This window comes from Chitinophagales bacterium (assembly GCA_041392475.1).
Lineage (GTDB): Bacteria > Bacteroidota > Bacteroidia > Chitinophagales > UBA2359 > JAUHXA01.
This window is the reverse complement of the sequence record JAWKLZ010000002.1, coordinates 1,041,746-1,057,500: the sequence shown is the minus strand read 5'-3', so window position 1 is coordinate 1,057,500 and position 15,755 is coordinate 1,041,746. Positions and strand designations below refer to the sequence as shown.

Genomic DNA, 15,755 nt, shown 5'->3' with positions numbered 1-15,755 from the left:
ACGCTCGTCGGATCAGGGTTAGTCGGGACCTAAGGCGAACCCGCGAGGGGAAGTCGATGGCAAACGGGTTAATATTCCCGTACTTGCACACACTAAAAAGGGGACGGAATGGTGTAGGCGTTGCGTCCGGACGGAAGCGGGCGTTAAACCACGAGTAATTGTGGGACAGTACCATGAGCCTTCGGGTGATTGGATAATACGCTGAAATCATTTCCAAGAAAAGCCGAAGTGTGCAACTCGTACCGTAAACCGACACAGGTAGTCGAGGAGAGTATCCTCAGGTGCGCGAGTGATCCGTGGCTAAGGAACTAGGCAAAATAGTCTCGTAACTTCGGGAGAAGAGACGCTCGAAAGAGCCGCAGTGAAAAGGCCCAGGCGACTGTTTAACAAAAACACAGGACTCTGCTAAGTTGAAAGACGAAGTATAGGGTCTGACACCTGCCCGGTGCTGGAAGGTTAAGGAAGGGGGTTAGCATTTCGGTGCGAAGCTCTTAACTGAAGCCCCAGTAAACGGCGGCCGTAACTATAACGGTCCTAAGGTAGCGAAATTCCTTGTCGGGTAAGTTCCGACCTGCACGAATGGTGTAACGATCTGGGCACTGTCTCAGCCACGCGCTCGGTGAAATTGTAGTATCGGTGAAGATGCCGGTTACCCGCAACGGGACGGAAAGACCCCGTGAACCTTCACTACAACTTAGCATTGCTATTGAATACATGATGTGTAGGATAGGTGGGAGGCTACGAAGCGGTCACGCCAGTGATTGTGGAGCCGTCCTTGAAATACCACCCTTTATGTATTTAGTATCTAACCCTGAAAGGGGGACATTGCTTGGTGGGTAGTTTGACTGGGGTGGTCGCCTCCTAAAAAGTAACGGAGGCTCGCAAAGGTACTCTCCGCATGGTTGGTAATCATGTTTAGAGCGTATTAGTAAAAGAGTGCTTGACTGCGAGACTAACAAGTCGAGCAGGGACGAAAGTCGGCTAAAGTGACCCGGCGGTTCCGCATGGAAGGGCCGTCGCTCAAAGGATAAAAGGTACTCCGGGGATAACAGGCTGATCTCCCCCAAGAGCTCATATCGACGGGGTGGTTTGGCACCTCGATGTCGGCTCGTCACATCCTGGGGCTGGAGAAGGTCCCAAGGGTTGGGCTGTTCGCCCATTAAAGTGGCACGCGAGCTGGGTTCAGAACGTCGCAAGACAGTTCGGTCCCTATCTGTTGTGGGCGTTAGAAATTTGCGGAGAGCTGACGTTAGTACGAGAGGACCGCGTTGGACGTACCTCTAGTGTACCAGTTGTGTCGCCAGATGCACCGCTGGGTAGCTAAGTACGGATTGGATAAGCGCTGAAAGCATCTAAGCGCGAAGCCAACTCCAAGATGAGATTTCTTTTAAGGGTCGTTCAAGACTAGGACGTTGATAGGCTGCAGATGTAAAGATGGTGACATCAAAGTCGAGCAGTACTAATTGCCCGTAAGCTTTCTTTTTTATTTTTATTCTATCTAATGATTGTCTAAAAGATAGTTGTTGATAAAGAATGTAGAATATTTCTTGTTTCTAAAGAAGGATAGTTGCTTGTTTTAGGATGAGAGTTGTAGATACTTAAAAAGTAGAGTAGTTGAATATATCTTGCCATTTTGTCAAAGAATTGTTTCTTTTTTTTTCTAAAAGAATAAGAAAGAACACTAAGAATAGAGAATAAGAATTGTAATTACAGCAATACTGTAAAGCAATAAGGAAAGCCAAAGAAATTAAGGTGGTTATAGCGAGAGGGTTCCACCTCTTCCCATTCCGAACAGAGAAGTTAAGCCTCTTAGCGCCGATGGTACTGCACAAGATGTGTGGGAGAGTAGGTCGCCGCCATTACTATTATTGAGCCGTTGTACACAAGTGTGCAGCGGCTCTTTTTTTGTTGAAATAATTCGATTGCTAAGAGTTGTAAGTGGAATATATATATTATAGAAATATGAGCATATTTTAACTAATTTCAAAAATTAGTTGCATTTTTGGGGCGTGTTTATCACTTTAAATGTAAATTGCCTAAAATGGTGTATAATCTAAGTAATCAGAATCCTTTAGTTGGAGATATTGTATCAGAAATCCGAGATGTTTCTATTCAAGCTGATAGAATGAGGTTTAGAAGAAACTTAGAGCGTTTAGGAGAAATATTTGCTTATGAAGTTAGCAAAAAGCTGCCTTCTAAAATGAAATCTGTTCAAACTCCATTGGGTATTTCAGAATGTAATGTGCTAGATGAGCAACCAGTTTTAGCGACTATCCTTAGAGCAGGATTGCCAATGCATACAGGTTTATTAAATATGTTTGATAAAGCAGATAATGCTTTTATCTCTGCATATCGTAAACATCACAAAAGTGGTAAGTTTACGATTAAAATGGAATATGTGTCATGCCCTGATTTAGAAGATAGGATTGTTATTTTGTCAGATCCTATGTTAGCAACTGGTGCGTCTATAGTATTAACATTAAAGCAACTGTTTGAATTTGGTAATCCAAGTCATATACATATTGTAGTAGCAATTGCTTGTACAATAGGAATTGATGAAATAAGAAAAAACTTTTCTAGTGATAAAGTAACCATATGGGCAGCAGCCATTGACGATGAATTAACTGCAAAAGGTTATATTGTACCTGGATTAGGAGATGCAGGAGATTTGTCTTTTGGAGAGAAATTGCAAGATTAAATCTTGTGGATACTTCAGAATCAAGTCGCAAAGTTCAATTTATAGAAAACATTTTTTTGTGCCAACTCTCTGCCATTGGAATCTCCCACTTGGTTTCAAATTCTTGTTTATTACTGACCAAATTATTGAAGACAATCGTACTATCTTTAATTTTGCCTGTGTGAACCAATTTCTCAAAGCTATTTCTATCCGCAGTTACCAATTCATTTGACGAGTTTTTATAAGCCATCGTAAGACGGTCAAATAGATTGACTTCATATTGTTTTTGAAGTCCTTTAAGGAAATGTACGGAACTATCAATAGAACAGCCACTTGCGCCATGTGCGCTTTCATCTACCATCAATACAATGAATTGTTGATAATATACATTTCCATAGGCTTTTAGCCCTTTACCGTGGGCAGCCCATTGCTGGACAAAATTGGCTAAGGCTTGTTGAATGTCAGTTGTTTCTGAATGTGTAAATGGTCGGCTGCTTTGATAAATCCAAACTTTTGATTGAGGTGAAAGCTCGCTATATGAATTCATGGTATTCAATTATTGAAGTTTTGAGTTTAAAAATTGACCGTAATGTTGGAATTGTAAGCCTCCCAGCCTGCTTTTTGGTATGTTTTTGCAGCCTCTAAGGGATTGTCTGCTTGATAAATGCCCCGCCCTACAATCATTACATCTGTTCCTCTTTCTGCAAAAGCAACATTGGGACTGTTGTAAACTTGTCCTGCTTGATCTGATTTGACATCCAAATGGATACCTGGCGTAAATTGCAGTATGCCCAAATCATTTGTCAAACGTTCTTGTGCTACAATTCCAACCACTACATCCTTGTGTTCTTCTGCAATTTTAGTTGCATTTTTAACGTAATTTGAATCCGTTAAAGTATCTTTTGTACTCATTTGAGCAATGATAACCATACCTTTGTTGGTAAAATGTCCTGTATCCTTCAATGCTTGAATACTTGCAGCACCACCTACAACGTGTACTGTGATTAAATCTGCCCATTGGTGAATGGCATAATGAGTTGAAGTATATTGTTTTTGAAGCGTACTGCCAATGTCCCCAAATTTTCGGTCTTCAAAAAGTAGAAATTGATGTTTTTTAGCAAGCTGTTGGAGTTTTTCTATCAAATCAGTATCAAAATCATTTATGCTGTCAATGTGTGTTTTAAGGCAACAAATATGAGGACCTACTGTATCTGCTAAAGCTAATAATTCTGACTTTGTTGTCACATCTGCCGAACAGATTAAATTGCTTTCTTTTGTATTGATAATTTGAAGCAATCGTTTGGTGACGGGATGATGTGCTTCTTCGATGCGTTCATGGTATGGCATAGGCATTGATTCAGATGTTGTTCCATTGACATCTTCGATTTTTACCTGATTTTGCTCAATAAAAAGCATGGTGTTTCTGAAGGTAGGATAATTGATACGTCCATTTTGCATCAATACATCCATTATTTCTTCAATGGAAAACAATTTATGCACTTTATATCCCAAACGTTCTAGCGTTTTTGAGCCTCCTTGTTGGCGGTCAATAACTACTGCAATATCTTTGACCGATAAACCTTCGCCCTCTAAATCAGCAACAGCTTCGACCAGGCTAATGCCACTTGTAATAGTGTCTTCCAATACCAAACAGTTTTGGCCTTCTTCAAAAACACCTTCGATTAATTTTTTAGAACCGTATTCTTTTCGTTCTTTGCGTTTAATGATTGTCGGAATATTTTGCTGCATTCCTATGACTGTAGCATAGGAGACTGCTGCATAAGGTACTCCACACAATAAATCAAACTGAACATGGGAAAGTGAAATGGTTTCCCACAATTGGAGACAGATTTCTTTCAGGATATGTGGATAGGAAGCGACTCTTCGGAGATCAACATAAAAAGGGGTTTGGATACCACTACGGAGTGTAAAATCTCCAAATTCAATAACTTTTGCATCGAAAAGTTGTAAAATAAGTCTGGTTCTGGCGTTCACTGTTAGAATGATTGGTCAATAATTGAAAATTAATAACAGATTTTTCAGATAGAGTGCTTAACACTGATATGCTAATTTTTGTAAAAATCAGGTTATAACCATTTGATAAAATCGTGCAAAACTAAGAAAAATTAGGGAATTTGATTGTTGAATAACTTGTTTGTCTGTCAGGAAAATCAGATTCGCTCAAAATAACGTTTCCGTTCCCAATCTGTTACGGATTGATTATAAGCTGATAATTCGTTTTTGAAGTGATGAATATAATGTTTTACGACTTTTTCACCAAAAGCTGTTTTTGCAAAAACGCTAGTATCCATTTTTTCAATAGCTTCTTCAAGTGTGTAAGGAACACGGAGCAAATGTTTGGCAGCATAAATATCACCTTCAAAAATTTGAGGTGGTTCGATTTTGTTTTGGATGCCATCCAATCCAGAAGCCAAAGCCGCTGCAAAAGCTAAGTAGGGGTTGCAGTCTGCGCCTGGGATGCGACATTCTATGCGAAGGCTTTGACCACTTCCAACTACTCTAAACCCTGCAGTGCGGTTGTCATAACTCCATGCCAAACGAGTCGGCGCCCAAGAACCATCTACATAGCGTTTGTAAGAATTAATGGTAGGAGCATAAAAAGGCATTACGTCTGGAACATGCTCTATCCAACCACCTAAAAACCAACGAAAAATATCAGAGCATTGAACAGGGCCAAATTGAGTATCTCCTGCAAAAGCATTCTTTCCGTTTTGCCACAAACTAAGATGAATATGACAACTTGAGCCTGCTCTATCGCTGTGGTATTTTGCCATGAAAGTCACTGATATACCCATTTCGTCTGCTAATTCTTTGAGACATTGCTTGTAGATGATATGCCGACCTGCCATGTCCAGAATTTCGGCGTATTGTATATTTAGTTCGTGTTGTCCCAAACCCCATTCACCTTTGGAGTTTTCGACAGGAATCCCCGAGTTTTTCAAATGTCGGCGGGCAGCAGCGTTGAAGGGTTCAGTACGAGTGCCTTGCAGTATGTGGTAGTCTTCAAGGTACCAACCTACTGGTTGAAGATCTTGGTAATTTTGATTGAAGGCTTGACGGTAATTATTTTCAAAAAGGTAATATTCTAGTTCAGAGGCTGCAAAACCTTCAAAGCCCATATTTTTGGCTGCTTCAACTTGTTTGCGTAAAATGGAACGAGGAGCTTCTACAACGTATTCATGTGTTTTCTCGTTTTTGACATCACACAGTACAATCGCTGTTTTTTTGAGCCAAGTAGCCATACGTAAGGTGTTTAGGTCGGGAACAAGATGAAAATCACCATAACCCAGTTCCCAGTTGGCAAAGGCATATCCTGCAACGGGTTCCATCTCCATATCGGTGGTAAGCAAATAATTGCAGCTATGTGTGCCATCTTTTGCTGCACTTTCCAAAAAGAAATCTGCGTCAAAACGTTTGCCTACAAGTCGCCCATAATGGTCGGTAAATGCGACTACAATGGTTTCTATTTTACCTTTTTTTACTTTCTTTTGTAGTTGAGGAATAGTTAAAAGACCTTTTTGTTTCATGGTATTATTGTTCTATTTTGCTGAAAATATCAAGCATTGTTGTAATGTTGGTACAAATATAAACACTAAATTGTATCCTGTAAACCCTAAAATCATATCCTATGAACCCATTATTTCAAAGAGTAATTATTGAAACTATAAAGAAAAGACACAAAAGGAGAAAAGAAAATGTAGATAAAAAACAACTCGTCAGAGAAGCCCAAATTTTCAATGTTGAAATTACTCATTTTCTGCAAGAAGTTATGCTTATGGGTTTGGGAATTGTGTCTGCTGGCTTTGGTTTGGGTGGGTTTCTGTTACCCAATTCTTTTATTGATGGAGGTGTGACGGGAATTTCCTTGTTGACTGAGGAAGTGACGGGGATTTCTTTGTCGATTTTGTTGGTAGTTATCAACTTGCCTTTTTTGATGTTGGGATACCGCACTATCGGGAGAGGATTTGCAGTGAAGAGTTTGGTCGCCATTGGATGTTTGGCATTGGTCGTTCATTTTGTTCACTATCCCATTGTGACTTCTGATAAGCTATTGGTTGCTGTATTTGGAGGGTTTTTCTTGGGCTTAGGTATTGGATTGGCAATGCGTGGTGGAGCAGTTATTGATGGTACAGAAGTTTTGGCAGTTTTTCTGAGTCGTAAAACGGGTTTGAGTATTGGAGATGTTATTTTAGTATTCAATGTAATTATCTTTTCTTTTGGAGCTTATATTATGTCTATCGAAACGGCTTTATATGCGATTTTGACTTATTTAGCAGCTGCTAAAACGGTTGATTTTGTGATAGATGGAGTAGAAGAGTATATTGGAGTAACGATTATTTCGAGACTGAATGAGAAAATCAGGTTGGCGATTACCGAAGAAATGGGTCGAGGCTGCACGATTTATCAAGGTAAGAGGGGATTTGCGAAAGCGGGTGAAAATTTGCAGGAAACCAACATTATTTTTACGGTTATTACCCGATTGGAGTTGGCTAAATTGAAAACAGAAATTGATAAAATTGACGAGAATGCTTTTATTATTATGAACAGTATCAAGGATACAAAAGGAGGAATGGTGAAGAAAAGACCATTGAAGAAATAGTGGTAAATTGGGGCGATTTTTGATTATTCTCCGCCATAAAATTCATCAAAACTCTCTTTGCTTTCAAAAAACTCCAATGTTTCGGAGGCTAGTTGGGTATAATATTCAGCTTCTTCTTCCGCACCTATGAGGGATGTTCCTTTTTCATTGGCAACAGTGCTCATGTCTATTGTTTCTCCATGTTTGAAGGTTTTGGTTTTGACTAGCGCATCAATGATTTGACCCTCATCAAAATACAATCGAAGTTCTCGCACATGGCTATTGGGCTTTTCGGTCATTTCAACAGTCGTCACTTGACTAAAAAGAAAAAACAATTTGCTATTAATAAAGAAGTATTCATTTACACTAGGCCCATGATCTTCTTCGGCTTTATCAACCAGTTTTACAATCCTGCTGCCATCCATGAAAGCAGTTAATTCGCCTACAATGGGTACTTCTAAATCGCTTGCATAAGATTTGTGTTTATTGGTGTATTTGCCCAAATTATCTTGAATGTTTTTGTAAAGGTTGCGAATCGCAGCCACTTTTTCTTCAACTGTGTTGGCCTTCGCCTCTTCCATTTTTGTGTTGTCTGTTTTTGTCGTAGTTGAAGTAGTATTTGGGCTTGTTGATTCGGTGGGAGTACAGGCAATCAATAGACACAAAGAACAGTGAATCAAGATGAAATAGGAGGATATATTATTCATTGCTAGTAAATTAAATTTTTCTTTTCGCATTTGCATCCTCAAAATACTAAGTAAAAGTCAAAATTTATAGTGTAGTAAGGAAAATAAAAAAGCTACTTCAATTGTGTTTGAAGTAGCTGACAGCTTGATTATCTACTCACTTTTCAGTGGAGCCTAAATTTTAGGTTGTTGATTAACTGCATTTTATTGGGTAATTCTATCTATTGCAGTCACCCTTGTTGAGATAGTGGGTTGTTCAATAGGTCTATCCGTAGCCGATATTTTGATGATTTCGATAGGAATGATTTCTTCATTTATCACATTGGTTCGTACTTTTCCCACAAAAAATACTTTGAGTTTGTGAGCTTGAAATTCTTCAGATAATTTATTAGGGAAATAGGTTTTTCCTTGTGAACGGATAACATACTGGTCGTCTTGGAACATGACCGTTCCTGTTTCTTTTACAATTGTATAGGCATGGCCATCGGGTACGAATAAGTCGGTCGAATTAGTATTCGTTACTTGATTGACAGATGTTGTATGGATAGGATAAACGAGTTCTTTTTCACAAGAACTCAAACCCATTATTAAAAAAGCAAGTGCAAAAATAAGTGATGGTAAATTTTTCATAGTAGAAATTATTTTATGTATTTGGTTAAACAATATTTTCCTGTTTAGCTACTTTTTGAGTAACTATTAGTATCTTTCGCCATGTGAAAATGGCAACAGCTTGGTTATTTGGTAAAGGACGAATAAAAGATATAGATGTTTTTAAATTGTTTATTTATAGTAATTTGAACATCTAAAATTGTTGGAAATAGTCTGTTGAGTAATTGATGTTGCTTAACAGATGAATAATTTGATGGTAAAAAACTAAATAACTTCTATTGAGTGTGTCATGTTGCTAATATATGCTAAAAAATGATTAATAGCAAATACTTTAACTAAAGTAGGCTTTTTTTAACGAGGCTTAACTTTTGTTAAGAATGATTTTGGCTATACCTACATTGATATGCGAGTAGAGAAGAAATCTGGGTTATAGATTCTTGTATATTCCAAGGAGGTATTGTCCTTAACTCCCCAAGTTCAGATTTTTGGGATATTTTGGCGAGGTTATTGTGTTTACTTTGTATTCCCACCCAGAAGAAGTCCACAATATAGTCCAAATCTTCCCATTTTTTAAAAGCCCATACCAAGCCCATAATCACTTTTAGTAAATTTAACTCAATATCTTGGGTTATCTGATTTAAGTGATATGTTTATTTCCACAACATTAGCGACTGATACCAAGCCATGAAATTATTCTATTTTTTATTAATTGGACTTGTGGGCCTACTGAATATTCCCACAATCAATGCCTCTACTGATAGTTTACAGGTGCTATTAGATACACTCTCCGACGAAAAACAACGTATGGAAGTAATGATGCAATTAGGCATGCAATTGAAAGAAGACTCACCTAATCAGGCTCTTGTTTATTACAATTCAGCATTGATATTGGCGGAAAAGCAAGTCAATGATAGTCTGGCGTTTCAGATTCACATTCGCATAGGTAAACTATTTGAAGCAGAAGGAAAGAACAATAAAGCTGTGACTGCCTATCGAAAAGCGGCGGAAATAGCAGATAATACAAATAATTCAATACTTCAAAGCATTGCTTACCTTCATGTTGGAGATACTTATTCTATGCTCCAAAAGTTTGACATCGCAATCATATACTTCATCAAGGCAAAGCGGATTTTTGAAAACCAAAACTCTCAAAAGCAATTAGGACAAACATTAAAGAAGATAGGGGAGAGCTATCAAGCCCAAAATAGAATAGATGCAGCTATTCAGTATAATTTGTTGGCATTAGATGCTTTGGCTTCTTCAAAAGCAAGTGAGCATTTTGCAGAAACTTTGGAAAATTTAGGGACACTCTATTTTGACAATAGTGAATATACTAAATCGGCAAGCTACTACAATAGAAGTGTTCGACTTTTTGAGCAATTGAAGGCAGAAGTTGATTATGGCTATCTTTATCAACAACTTGGCGAAGCCCAAAAATTGATAGGAGAGCATGAGGCGGCAGGTAAAAGTTTTAAGGCAGCAGAAGAATATGCCCATTTAGAGCAAGAGAAAGATGCGGAAGTGTTGAAATTCAAAGCTTTAGAAAAAAAAGATGCGGACTCTATCTCAAAGAGTACAGCAATAGATACAGTTTGTGAAGAAGATTCAATTGGAATTGGAGAGGAAACCTATACTGGTTCAGATTCCTCTTTGTCATGGACAATTCCCAACCTCAGTAATAAACCAACGATTACACAGACTCCCATCAACAATACTGCTAAAAGCAACTCAAATAATGCCAAGAATATCGCTATGTGGAAAACGATTGTGTTGGGTTTGGGTATTTTAGCATTGGGAATTCTGTTAGGATTTTTGTGGTGTATTCGCCAATACAAAAGGAAATGGCAAGAACTGCAAAAGTATATGGAAAGTAAAGATGAAAAATTATTGCAGCAAAATCGGGACATAAAAACGCTGGAAAAGGAGCTTCAATTTTTCAACCAAGCACTCTACAAAGGACTGCAAATCCCTGCAACAGATGTAAAAGTCAATTCCAATCTGCTGCGGGAAAAATTCAACGGAAGTTTGGACAAAGAAGGAACAAAATACATGACTCAGATTCAAAAGTCTGCCAATAATTTGGAAGGCTTGTTGAGTGCCATCTTCAATTTTCAACAAATCAAACACTATCCACTGCAATTGAAGGAGGTAAACATCAGTCGGATGGCGAAAACGATTACCGCAGAACTCAAAAGCCGCTATCCCAAACGTGAAATCCGATTTTGGGTGCAAGAGGATATGATTGTTCAAGCCGATGAAGAATTGGTGCGGCTACTGCTCGCCAATTTGCTGCACAATGCCTTGAAATTCACACAAAAAAATCCGATAGCCATCATAGAGTTTGGCAAAAAGGAACACATTTTTTATGTCAAAGACAACGGCGAAGGTTTTAATCCTCAAGAAGCCAAAGTGATGTTTGAGACTTTTGAATCATTGAAACACACCAAAAACTTTGAGCAACTCACTGTCAGTCTGCTGAGTATGCAGACCATTGTAGAAAAACACGCAGGTACAATATGGACGGTTTCACAAAAAGAAAAAGGGACAACCTTCTTTTTTACCCTTGATGCAACGCCAGTTAAGAATGAAGCGAAAGATTTTTGGAATTTGTCGAAGTCACCTCATTTTAAGTTGATGCTGTAATTTTCAGAAATCACCGCACACACCTAAATCCCGTATGCTCCAATCCTGTATCAGGACTCGATTTCATCCTTGCAGCCACTCGATAACCCGAACAATAGCTGTCATTGCATAGAAAAGAACCGCCCCGCATCACCTTCTGAGAAGCATCTGGCATAGAAGGGTCAAAACTGAGGTCAGGGCCTTGCGGATTATCCACCAATTGATTTTCAGCCACACAAGCGTAATAATCAGCATGATACCAGTCCTGGCACCATTCCCAAGCATTGCCCGCCATATCGTATAAGCCATATCCATTTGCAGCAAAAGAACCCACAGGAGCAAGGCGTTCAAAACCATCGGTCACTTCATTTTTCAACGGAAAATCACCCTGCCAATAATTTGCATTTGGTTTTCCGCCCTGCAATAACTCACTACCCCACGGATACAATTGGGCATTTTGATTTCCCCTTGAAGCATATTCCCATTCCGCCTCAGTTGGTAAACGTTTGCCCGCCCACTTACAATACGCCAAAGCATCGTACCAAGAAATATGGACAACAGGATAATTCTCTTTTCCTTCAATCGTACTGCCATCTCCATAAGGATGTTGCCAATTTGCTCCTTTCACCGCTTCCCACCAATCATTGAAGGAGTAATTCGCCTGCTGTTTGTTTTCAGGGTAGTGAAAAACCAAAGAAGCGGGAGCCAACATTTCGGCAGAAGGAGGTTTTGCACCTTCGGGTAATTGCGCCATGATTTCCTTCAAATCAATTGGGCGTTCTGCTACTGTCTTCCAACCTGTTGCCTCCACAAATTTACTAAACTGAGCATTGGTCACTTCAGTTTTATCCATCCAAAAACCATCTACTTTAGTCGTATGTTTGGGGAATTCATCAAGACGGGGTTGAGCACCCAATAAAGCTGCATTTTCTTTTAAAGGTGTAACTGTATCTGCTCCCATGTCAAAACTTCCTCCTTCAATCCAAACCATTCCTGTTGTATCTGCTTTTTGGGTTTCGCTGACTTTAATTGTAGCAATTTCCTCCAATATCTGCTGATTGACAAAAGGGCGATTTTGTTCATTAACAGTAGAATAGCAGAGCGTAATTTTTTTTGGAGCTTCTAAATTGGTTTTTGAGGATAGGGAGTGTGGATTTTGTTGGCAAGACCAAAGAAGGAAAAGAGTGAGAAGAAGAAGTATTCGGGTGGTATTTTTCATTGAAGAGAGAAATTATTGCGTATAAATGGAAAGGCAAAGGTACTGATAAATGCGTTTCTATAAACGAATAAAGGGCTGCCAATGAATCCATCATTGACAGCCGCCTTATCCAATTACTGTACTAAAGAAAAATTATCATGCCATTTTCTTTGGTGTAATAATCATGAAAAACCAGTTTTACAGTCTGATAAACTTTGCAGTTAAAGTTTCCAAACCATTTTCTATTTTCAAAATATAAGTGCCTGCAGCTAAATCACTCACATTTAGCTGCAATGAAGCGTCATTGGAGTCTATGTTTTGACTTTTGACAATTCTTCCAAACAAATCATAAACATTTAAAGTCACTGATTTTGAAGTGTCTGCAAAACCATAAGAGATATTGAGTTGATTGTTCGTTGCAGTTGGGTAAACTTCAATAGAAGATAAGCTGAATTCACCTCTCTGCAAGCTAATTGTACCCAAATCTTTGGTTGTGCCATCCAAATCGGTTTGACTCAATTGGTAATAAGTCGTTCCTTTTGAAGCGTTTCGGTGCAAAAACTCATAGCGATTGGCAGAACTTGTTGTACCATTTCCTTCTATTCTTTGAAGCGGTGTAAAGTTTTGACCATCGGTAGAATAACTGAGGGTAAAAAACTGATTGTTCAATTCAGAGGCAGTTGCCCATTGCAGTAAATTACCTTCTGTTTGGACCTCTCCTTCAAAACTCAACAATTCAACAGGCAGTTTGGTACAAGGAATCAAGCCTGTTTCAAATACTTGCGACTCATTACCTTCTGAATCTACTACAATGATGTCATAGCTTGTTTCGTTGTCATCTAAGATAAAAATGAACGCCTCGTTTTCTTCAATTTCACCATTGAAGTTACCACTCACTTGATAAGGACCAACACCTCCTGTAATGGTCACAGTTACTTGAGATTGTCCTTCGGTTGGTACATCACAAGTTCTATCGTGGCTGATGGTAATCGGTAAAGTACTATCTATGGACAATTCATAATTACCCGTTTCGCCATAGAAACCAGATAGATAGACATAGTAAGTCGTACCTGCTACGGAAGTGAAGGTCAAAGAAGATGTATAACTATTGACAAAATCCTCCCCGCTATCCTCATCGGCTGCTACACAGACCAAATCTCCACATTCTCCTGCAAAAACCTGCAAATTGGTATCGAAATTGGTGCCTGAATAATCAGTGGATAAAGTGACATCGTTTCCTGTTCCTACGAAGGTGTACCAAACACCTATATCTGGAGCATCTACTTGTTCGCAAACATCGGTCAAATCATTGTTGGTAAATAGGTTGGTGTTTCCTGTCACGGTTGTACCCAATTGAAGGTCTGTTGCATTGATACAAAGGTCACCACAAGGCGCACAAGCAGAGCCTCCACAATCAATTCCTGTTTCGTCTCCATTTTGGATGCCATCCCCACAGGGATTAGATACTGCATCTGGCTGGAAAGAGAATTTATTTTGTCCAAAATGAAGAGTACAAACGGTTAAACCACTGTTGGGCTTGTAAAAAAGGTAAAACTCGTCGGAATTGGTTTGTACTGATGTAGATCCAAAAGCATTCAACAATGTTTCTGGTGCAAGCGCACCTCCTAAAAATATACTATCAATAGTAGTTCTTTCTACTTTCAGTAAAAATATATCCATTGGAATAGTTGATGCACCTGTTCCGTCCATTGCAGGAATTATGAGTTGTCCTTCTCCTACTACTTTTCTAGTTTCAATAATAGTTCTTTCAACATTGCCAGGTACTTGATTTAAACCAAAAGCAGCAATGCTTACATCAAAATTGAATGTTTGTTTGTTCGACTGTGTCCATTCTTTTTGATAGGTCATTGGAAATCGAACTCTGTCAAGTCGTCCTTCGGTGAAGAGTTTGGTAGGAGGAAAGTGTATATTGTCGGTCGGTCCTCCACTGAGTTGAGTAAGAGGGTAGGCAATTTCCTCGGTGTTCTTTCCTACCTCATACCAGCCTTGCTCGTCTTTTACCTCATAGTATTGAGTACTTACTGGAAAAGTTAGAATCGCCCGTTCAAAATCATGAAAATTCAAAGCCTCTGTAAAAATAGGGTCGTTGGTTGCATCAAAATAATCGGTTGTTTCAGTGTATTCTGACATTAAATAAGAATAGTCCCATAACTGATTGATACCTTCGGTAGGAACAGCAACATCTGGTTGGGTGGTGTAGTGCTGAACATCAGTGAAACTCGCCTGTCTGGGAAAATTACTTTCAGTGAGGGTTAGTTTGGGTTGAGGCAATGTGGCCTTTGGGGAATAATTATAGAAATCGTCTTCTTGGTCTGAAACAAATAGAACAAGGTCTTCAAAATCTGGTGTGTAAAATGAGTAATTGGCATCATTACTAATAATTTGTCCCTGAGATACCCCAAAAGCATTCAGAAGTATAGAGGGGGCGAGTGTTCCTCCCAAGAAGAAACTATCTATTCGGGTAGAAGTTGATTGAAGCAACAATACTTCTACGGGAGTAGACGGAGAACCGTCAGGCATAGGAATAGTGAGTTGTCCGTATCCAACGACTTCACTATTGATACTTACATATTGCTTGTTGAATCCTGGTACCTGATCGAGGCCGAATGCAGCAACGGTAAGTTCAAAATCAATATAGTCTATGTAATTGCTTGTCCATTTAGTTTGATAGGTCATCGGAAATTCCATATAATAGTTGAATCCTCCTTGGAGTTGTCTTGGAATGGAGGTAAATTTCAACATATCGTCGGCTCCTCCAGTAATTGAAGTAATGGGGTAGCTGGTATCTACAAGTTTTGCCCCTACTGCATAATATCCACTTTCGTCCACTCTTTCGTAGCTATAGTAAGGAATTTGAAAACTCTGAAAATTGGTACTTCTTAAATAATAACTATCTGCATTCGGAAAATCAGGGTCATTACTGGCATCAATGTGTTGAAATTCAGCAAGATTTCCTAACTTGATTCCAGAATAATCCCATACTTGATTCGGTCCTGTACTGGGTGCGACAACGTCTGCATTTGAAGTAATATAAACTTGTTCTATAAATACTTTTCTAGGGAAGTTACTTTTCTTGATGGTAACTTGGGCTTGCAGTGAGGACATTCCTATATAGATCAATAGGAAAAATATAATTTGTCTCATGTCTTAAAATTTTTGCTATAATTATAAAATGAATTAAGGTGTTGATTTGGTGACTATTGAAGTAATGTAATTTCCTTCAATAGTCACCCTTATTTGCCGATTAATGGCAAGGCTTCAAAAAGGTTACTTCACGAAAAATTGTTTTTTAAAGCTTAAATAATGTATTTGTTATTTGTGGAGAAAGTCTAAAGATGGGAT

Annotated in this window: 10 protein-coding genes and 2 rRNA genes (1 of these 12 cut by a window edge); 5 read left to right on the top strand and 7 right to left on the bottom strand. The window is 38.8% G+C overall.

The features are described from left to right. From R3E32_17645 to upp, 3 genes are all read left to right on the top strand, one after another. A 23S ribosomal RNA gene (locus R3E32_17645) occupies positions 1–1,483 on the top strand (it extends 1,360 nt beyond the left edge of the window). 265 nt (positions 1,484–1,748) lie between these two features. Further along, positions 1,749–1,862 (top strand): 5S ribosomal RNA (rrf, locus tag R3E32_17640). 179 nt (positions 1,863–2,041) lie between these two features. After that, positions 2,042–2,698 (top strand): uracil phosphoribosyltransferase, encoded by a 657-nt coding sequence (gene upp, locus R3E32_17635; protein MEZ4886563.1) that lies wholly within the window; start codon positions 2,042–2,044, stop codon positions 2,696–2,698. Positions 2,699–2,732: 34 nt separating this feature from the next. Here the strand turns inward: upp and R3E32_17630 are convergent, their stop codons facing one another. The 3 genes from R3E32_17630 to R3E32_17620 all read right to left on the bottom strand — a co-directional run bounded on the left by R3E32_17630 (position 2,733) and on the right by R3E32_17620 (position 6,225). Continuing rightward, entirely contained in the window at positions 2,733–3,224 is a 492-nt protein-coding gene (locus tag R3E32_17630; GenBank protein ID MEZ4886562.1) for a hypothetical protein, read from the bottom strand. 26 nt (positions 3,225–3,250) lie between these two features. Further along, complete coding sequence (pyrF, locus tag R3E32_17625; GenBank protein MEZ4886561.1) at positions 3,251–4,672, bottom strand: orotidine-5'-phosphate decarboxylase; 1,422 nt, start codon at positions 4,670–4,672, stop codon at positions 3,251–3,253. Between the two features lie 176 nt (positions 4,673–4,848). Further along, the gene (locus R3E32_17620) at positions 4,849–6,225 is read right to left on the bottom strand and encodes a glutamine synthetase family protein (protein MEZ4886560.1); all 1,377 of its coding nucleotides are present in this window, start codon (positions 6,223–6,225) and stop codon (positions 4,849–4,851) included. Between the two features lie 101 nt (positions 6,226–6,326). On the opposite strand from R3E32_17620, the gene R3E32_17615 reads away from it, so the two are divergent. Then, the gene (locus tag R3E32_17615; GenBank protein ID MEZ4886559.1) at positions 6,327–7,298 is read left to right on the top strand and encodes a YitT family protein; all 972 of its coding nucleotides are present in this window, start codon (positions 6,327–6,329) and stop codon (positions 7,296–7,298) included. Positions 7,299–7,321: 23 nt separating this feature from the next. On the opposite strand, the gene R3E32_17610 is transcribed toward R3E32_17615, so the two are convergent. Both R3E32_17610 and R3E32_17605 read right to left on the bottom strand, forming a co-directional pair. Then, positions 7,322–7,984, bottom strand: coding sequence for a hypothetical protein (locus tag R3E32_17610; protein ID MEZ4886558.1), 663 nt, complete (start codon positions 7,982–7,984; stop codon positions 7,322–7,324). Positions 7,985–8,167: 183 nt separating this feature from the next. Next, entirely contained in the window at positions 8,168–8,593 is a 426-nt protein-coding gene (locus tag R3E32_17605) for a hypothetical protein (GenBank protein ID MEZ4886557.1), read from the bottom strand. Positions 8,594–9,256: 663 nt separating this feature from the next. Here R3E32_17605 and R3E32_17600 point away from each other — a divergent pair. Next, positions 9,257–11,215 carry an ATP-binding protein gene (locus R3E32_17600; GenBank protein ID MEZ4886556.1) on the top strand — a complete coding sequence of 653 codons (1,959 nt, stop codon included), beginning with the start codon at positions 9,257–9,259 and terminating at the stop codon, positions 11,213–11,215. A 10-nt stretch (positions 11,216–11,225) separates the two neighbouring features. Here the strand turns inward: R3E32_17600 and R3E32_17595 are convergent, their stop codons facing one another. Together R3E32_17595 and R3E32_17590 are read right to left on the bottom strand one after the other, a co-directional pair. Continuing rightward, positions 11,226–12,413, bottom strand: a complete 1,188-nt coding sequence (locus R3E32_17595; GenBank protein ID MEZ4886555.1) for a formylglycine-generating enzyme family protein — start codon at positions 12,411–12,413, stop codon at positions 11,226–11,228. 177 nt (positions 12,414–12,590) lie between these two features. After that, entirely contained in the window at positions 12,591–15,557 is a 2,967-nt protein-coding gene (locus R3E32_17590) for a T9SS type A sorting domain-containing protein (protein MEZ4886554.1), read from the bottom strand. Positions 15,558–15,755: the final 198 nt, after the last annotated feature.

Excerpts from the sequence above, each read along its gene's own strand:
- R3E32_17620 (MEZ4886560.1), bottom strand. The coding sequence starts at position 6,225 with ATGAAACAAAAAGGTCTTTTAACTATTCCTCAACTACAAAAGAAAGTA.
- R3E32_17605 (MEZ4886557.1), bottom strand. The coding sequence starts at position 8,593 with ATGAAAAATTTACCATCACTTATTTTTGCACTTGCTTTTTTAATAATG.
- R3E32_17610 (MEZ4886558.1), bottom strand. The coding sequence starts at position 7,984 with ATGAATAATATATCCTCCTATTTCATCTTGATTCACTGTTCTTTGTGT.
- upp (MEZ4886563.1), top strand. The coding sequence starts at position 2,042 with ATGGTGTATAATCTAAGTAATCAGAATCCTTTAGTTGGAGATATTGTA.
- R3E32_17595 (MEZ4886555.1), bottom strand. The coding sequence starts at position 12,413 with ATGAAAAATACCACCCGAATACTTCTTCTTCTCACTCTTTTCCTTCTT.
- R3E32_17615 (MEZ4886559.1), top strand. The coding sequence starts at position 6,327 with ATGAACCCATTATTTCAAAGAGTAATTATTGAAACTATAAAGAAAAGA.
- R3E32_17630 (MEZ4886562.1), bottom strand. The coding sequence starts at position 3,224 with ATGAATTCATATAGCGAGCTTTCACCTCAATCAAAAGTTTGGATTTAT.
- R3E32_17600 (MEZ4886556.1), top strand. The coding sequence starts at position 9,257 with ATGAAATTATTCTATTTTTTATTAATTGGACTTGTGGGCCTACTGAAT.
- R3E32_17590 (MEZ4886554.1), bottom strand. The coding sequence starts at position 15,557 with ATGAGACAAATTATATTTTTCCTATTGATCTATATAGGAATGTCCTCA.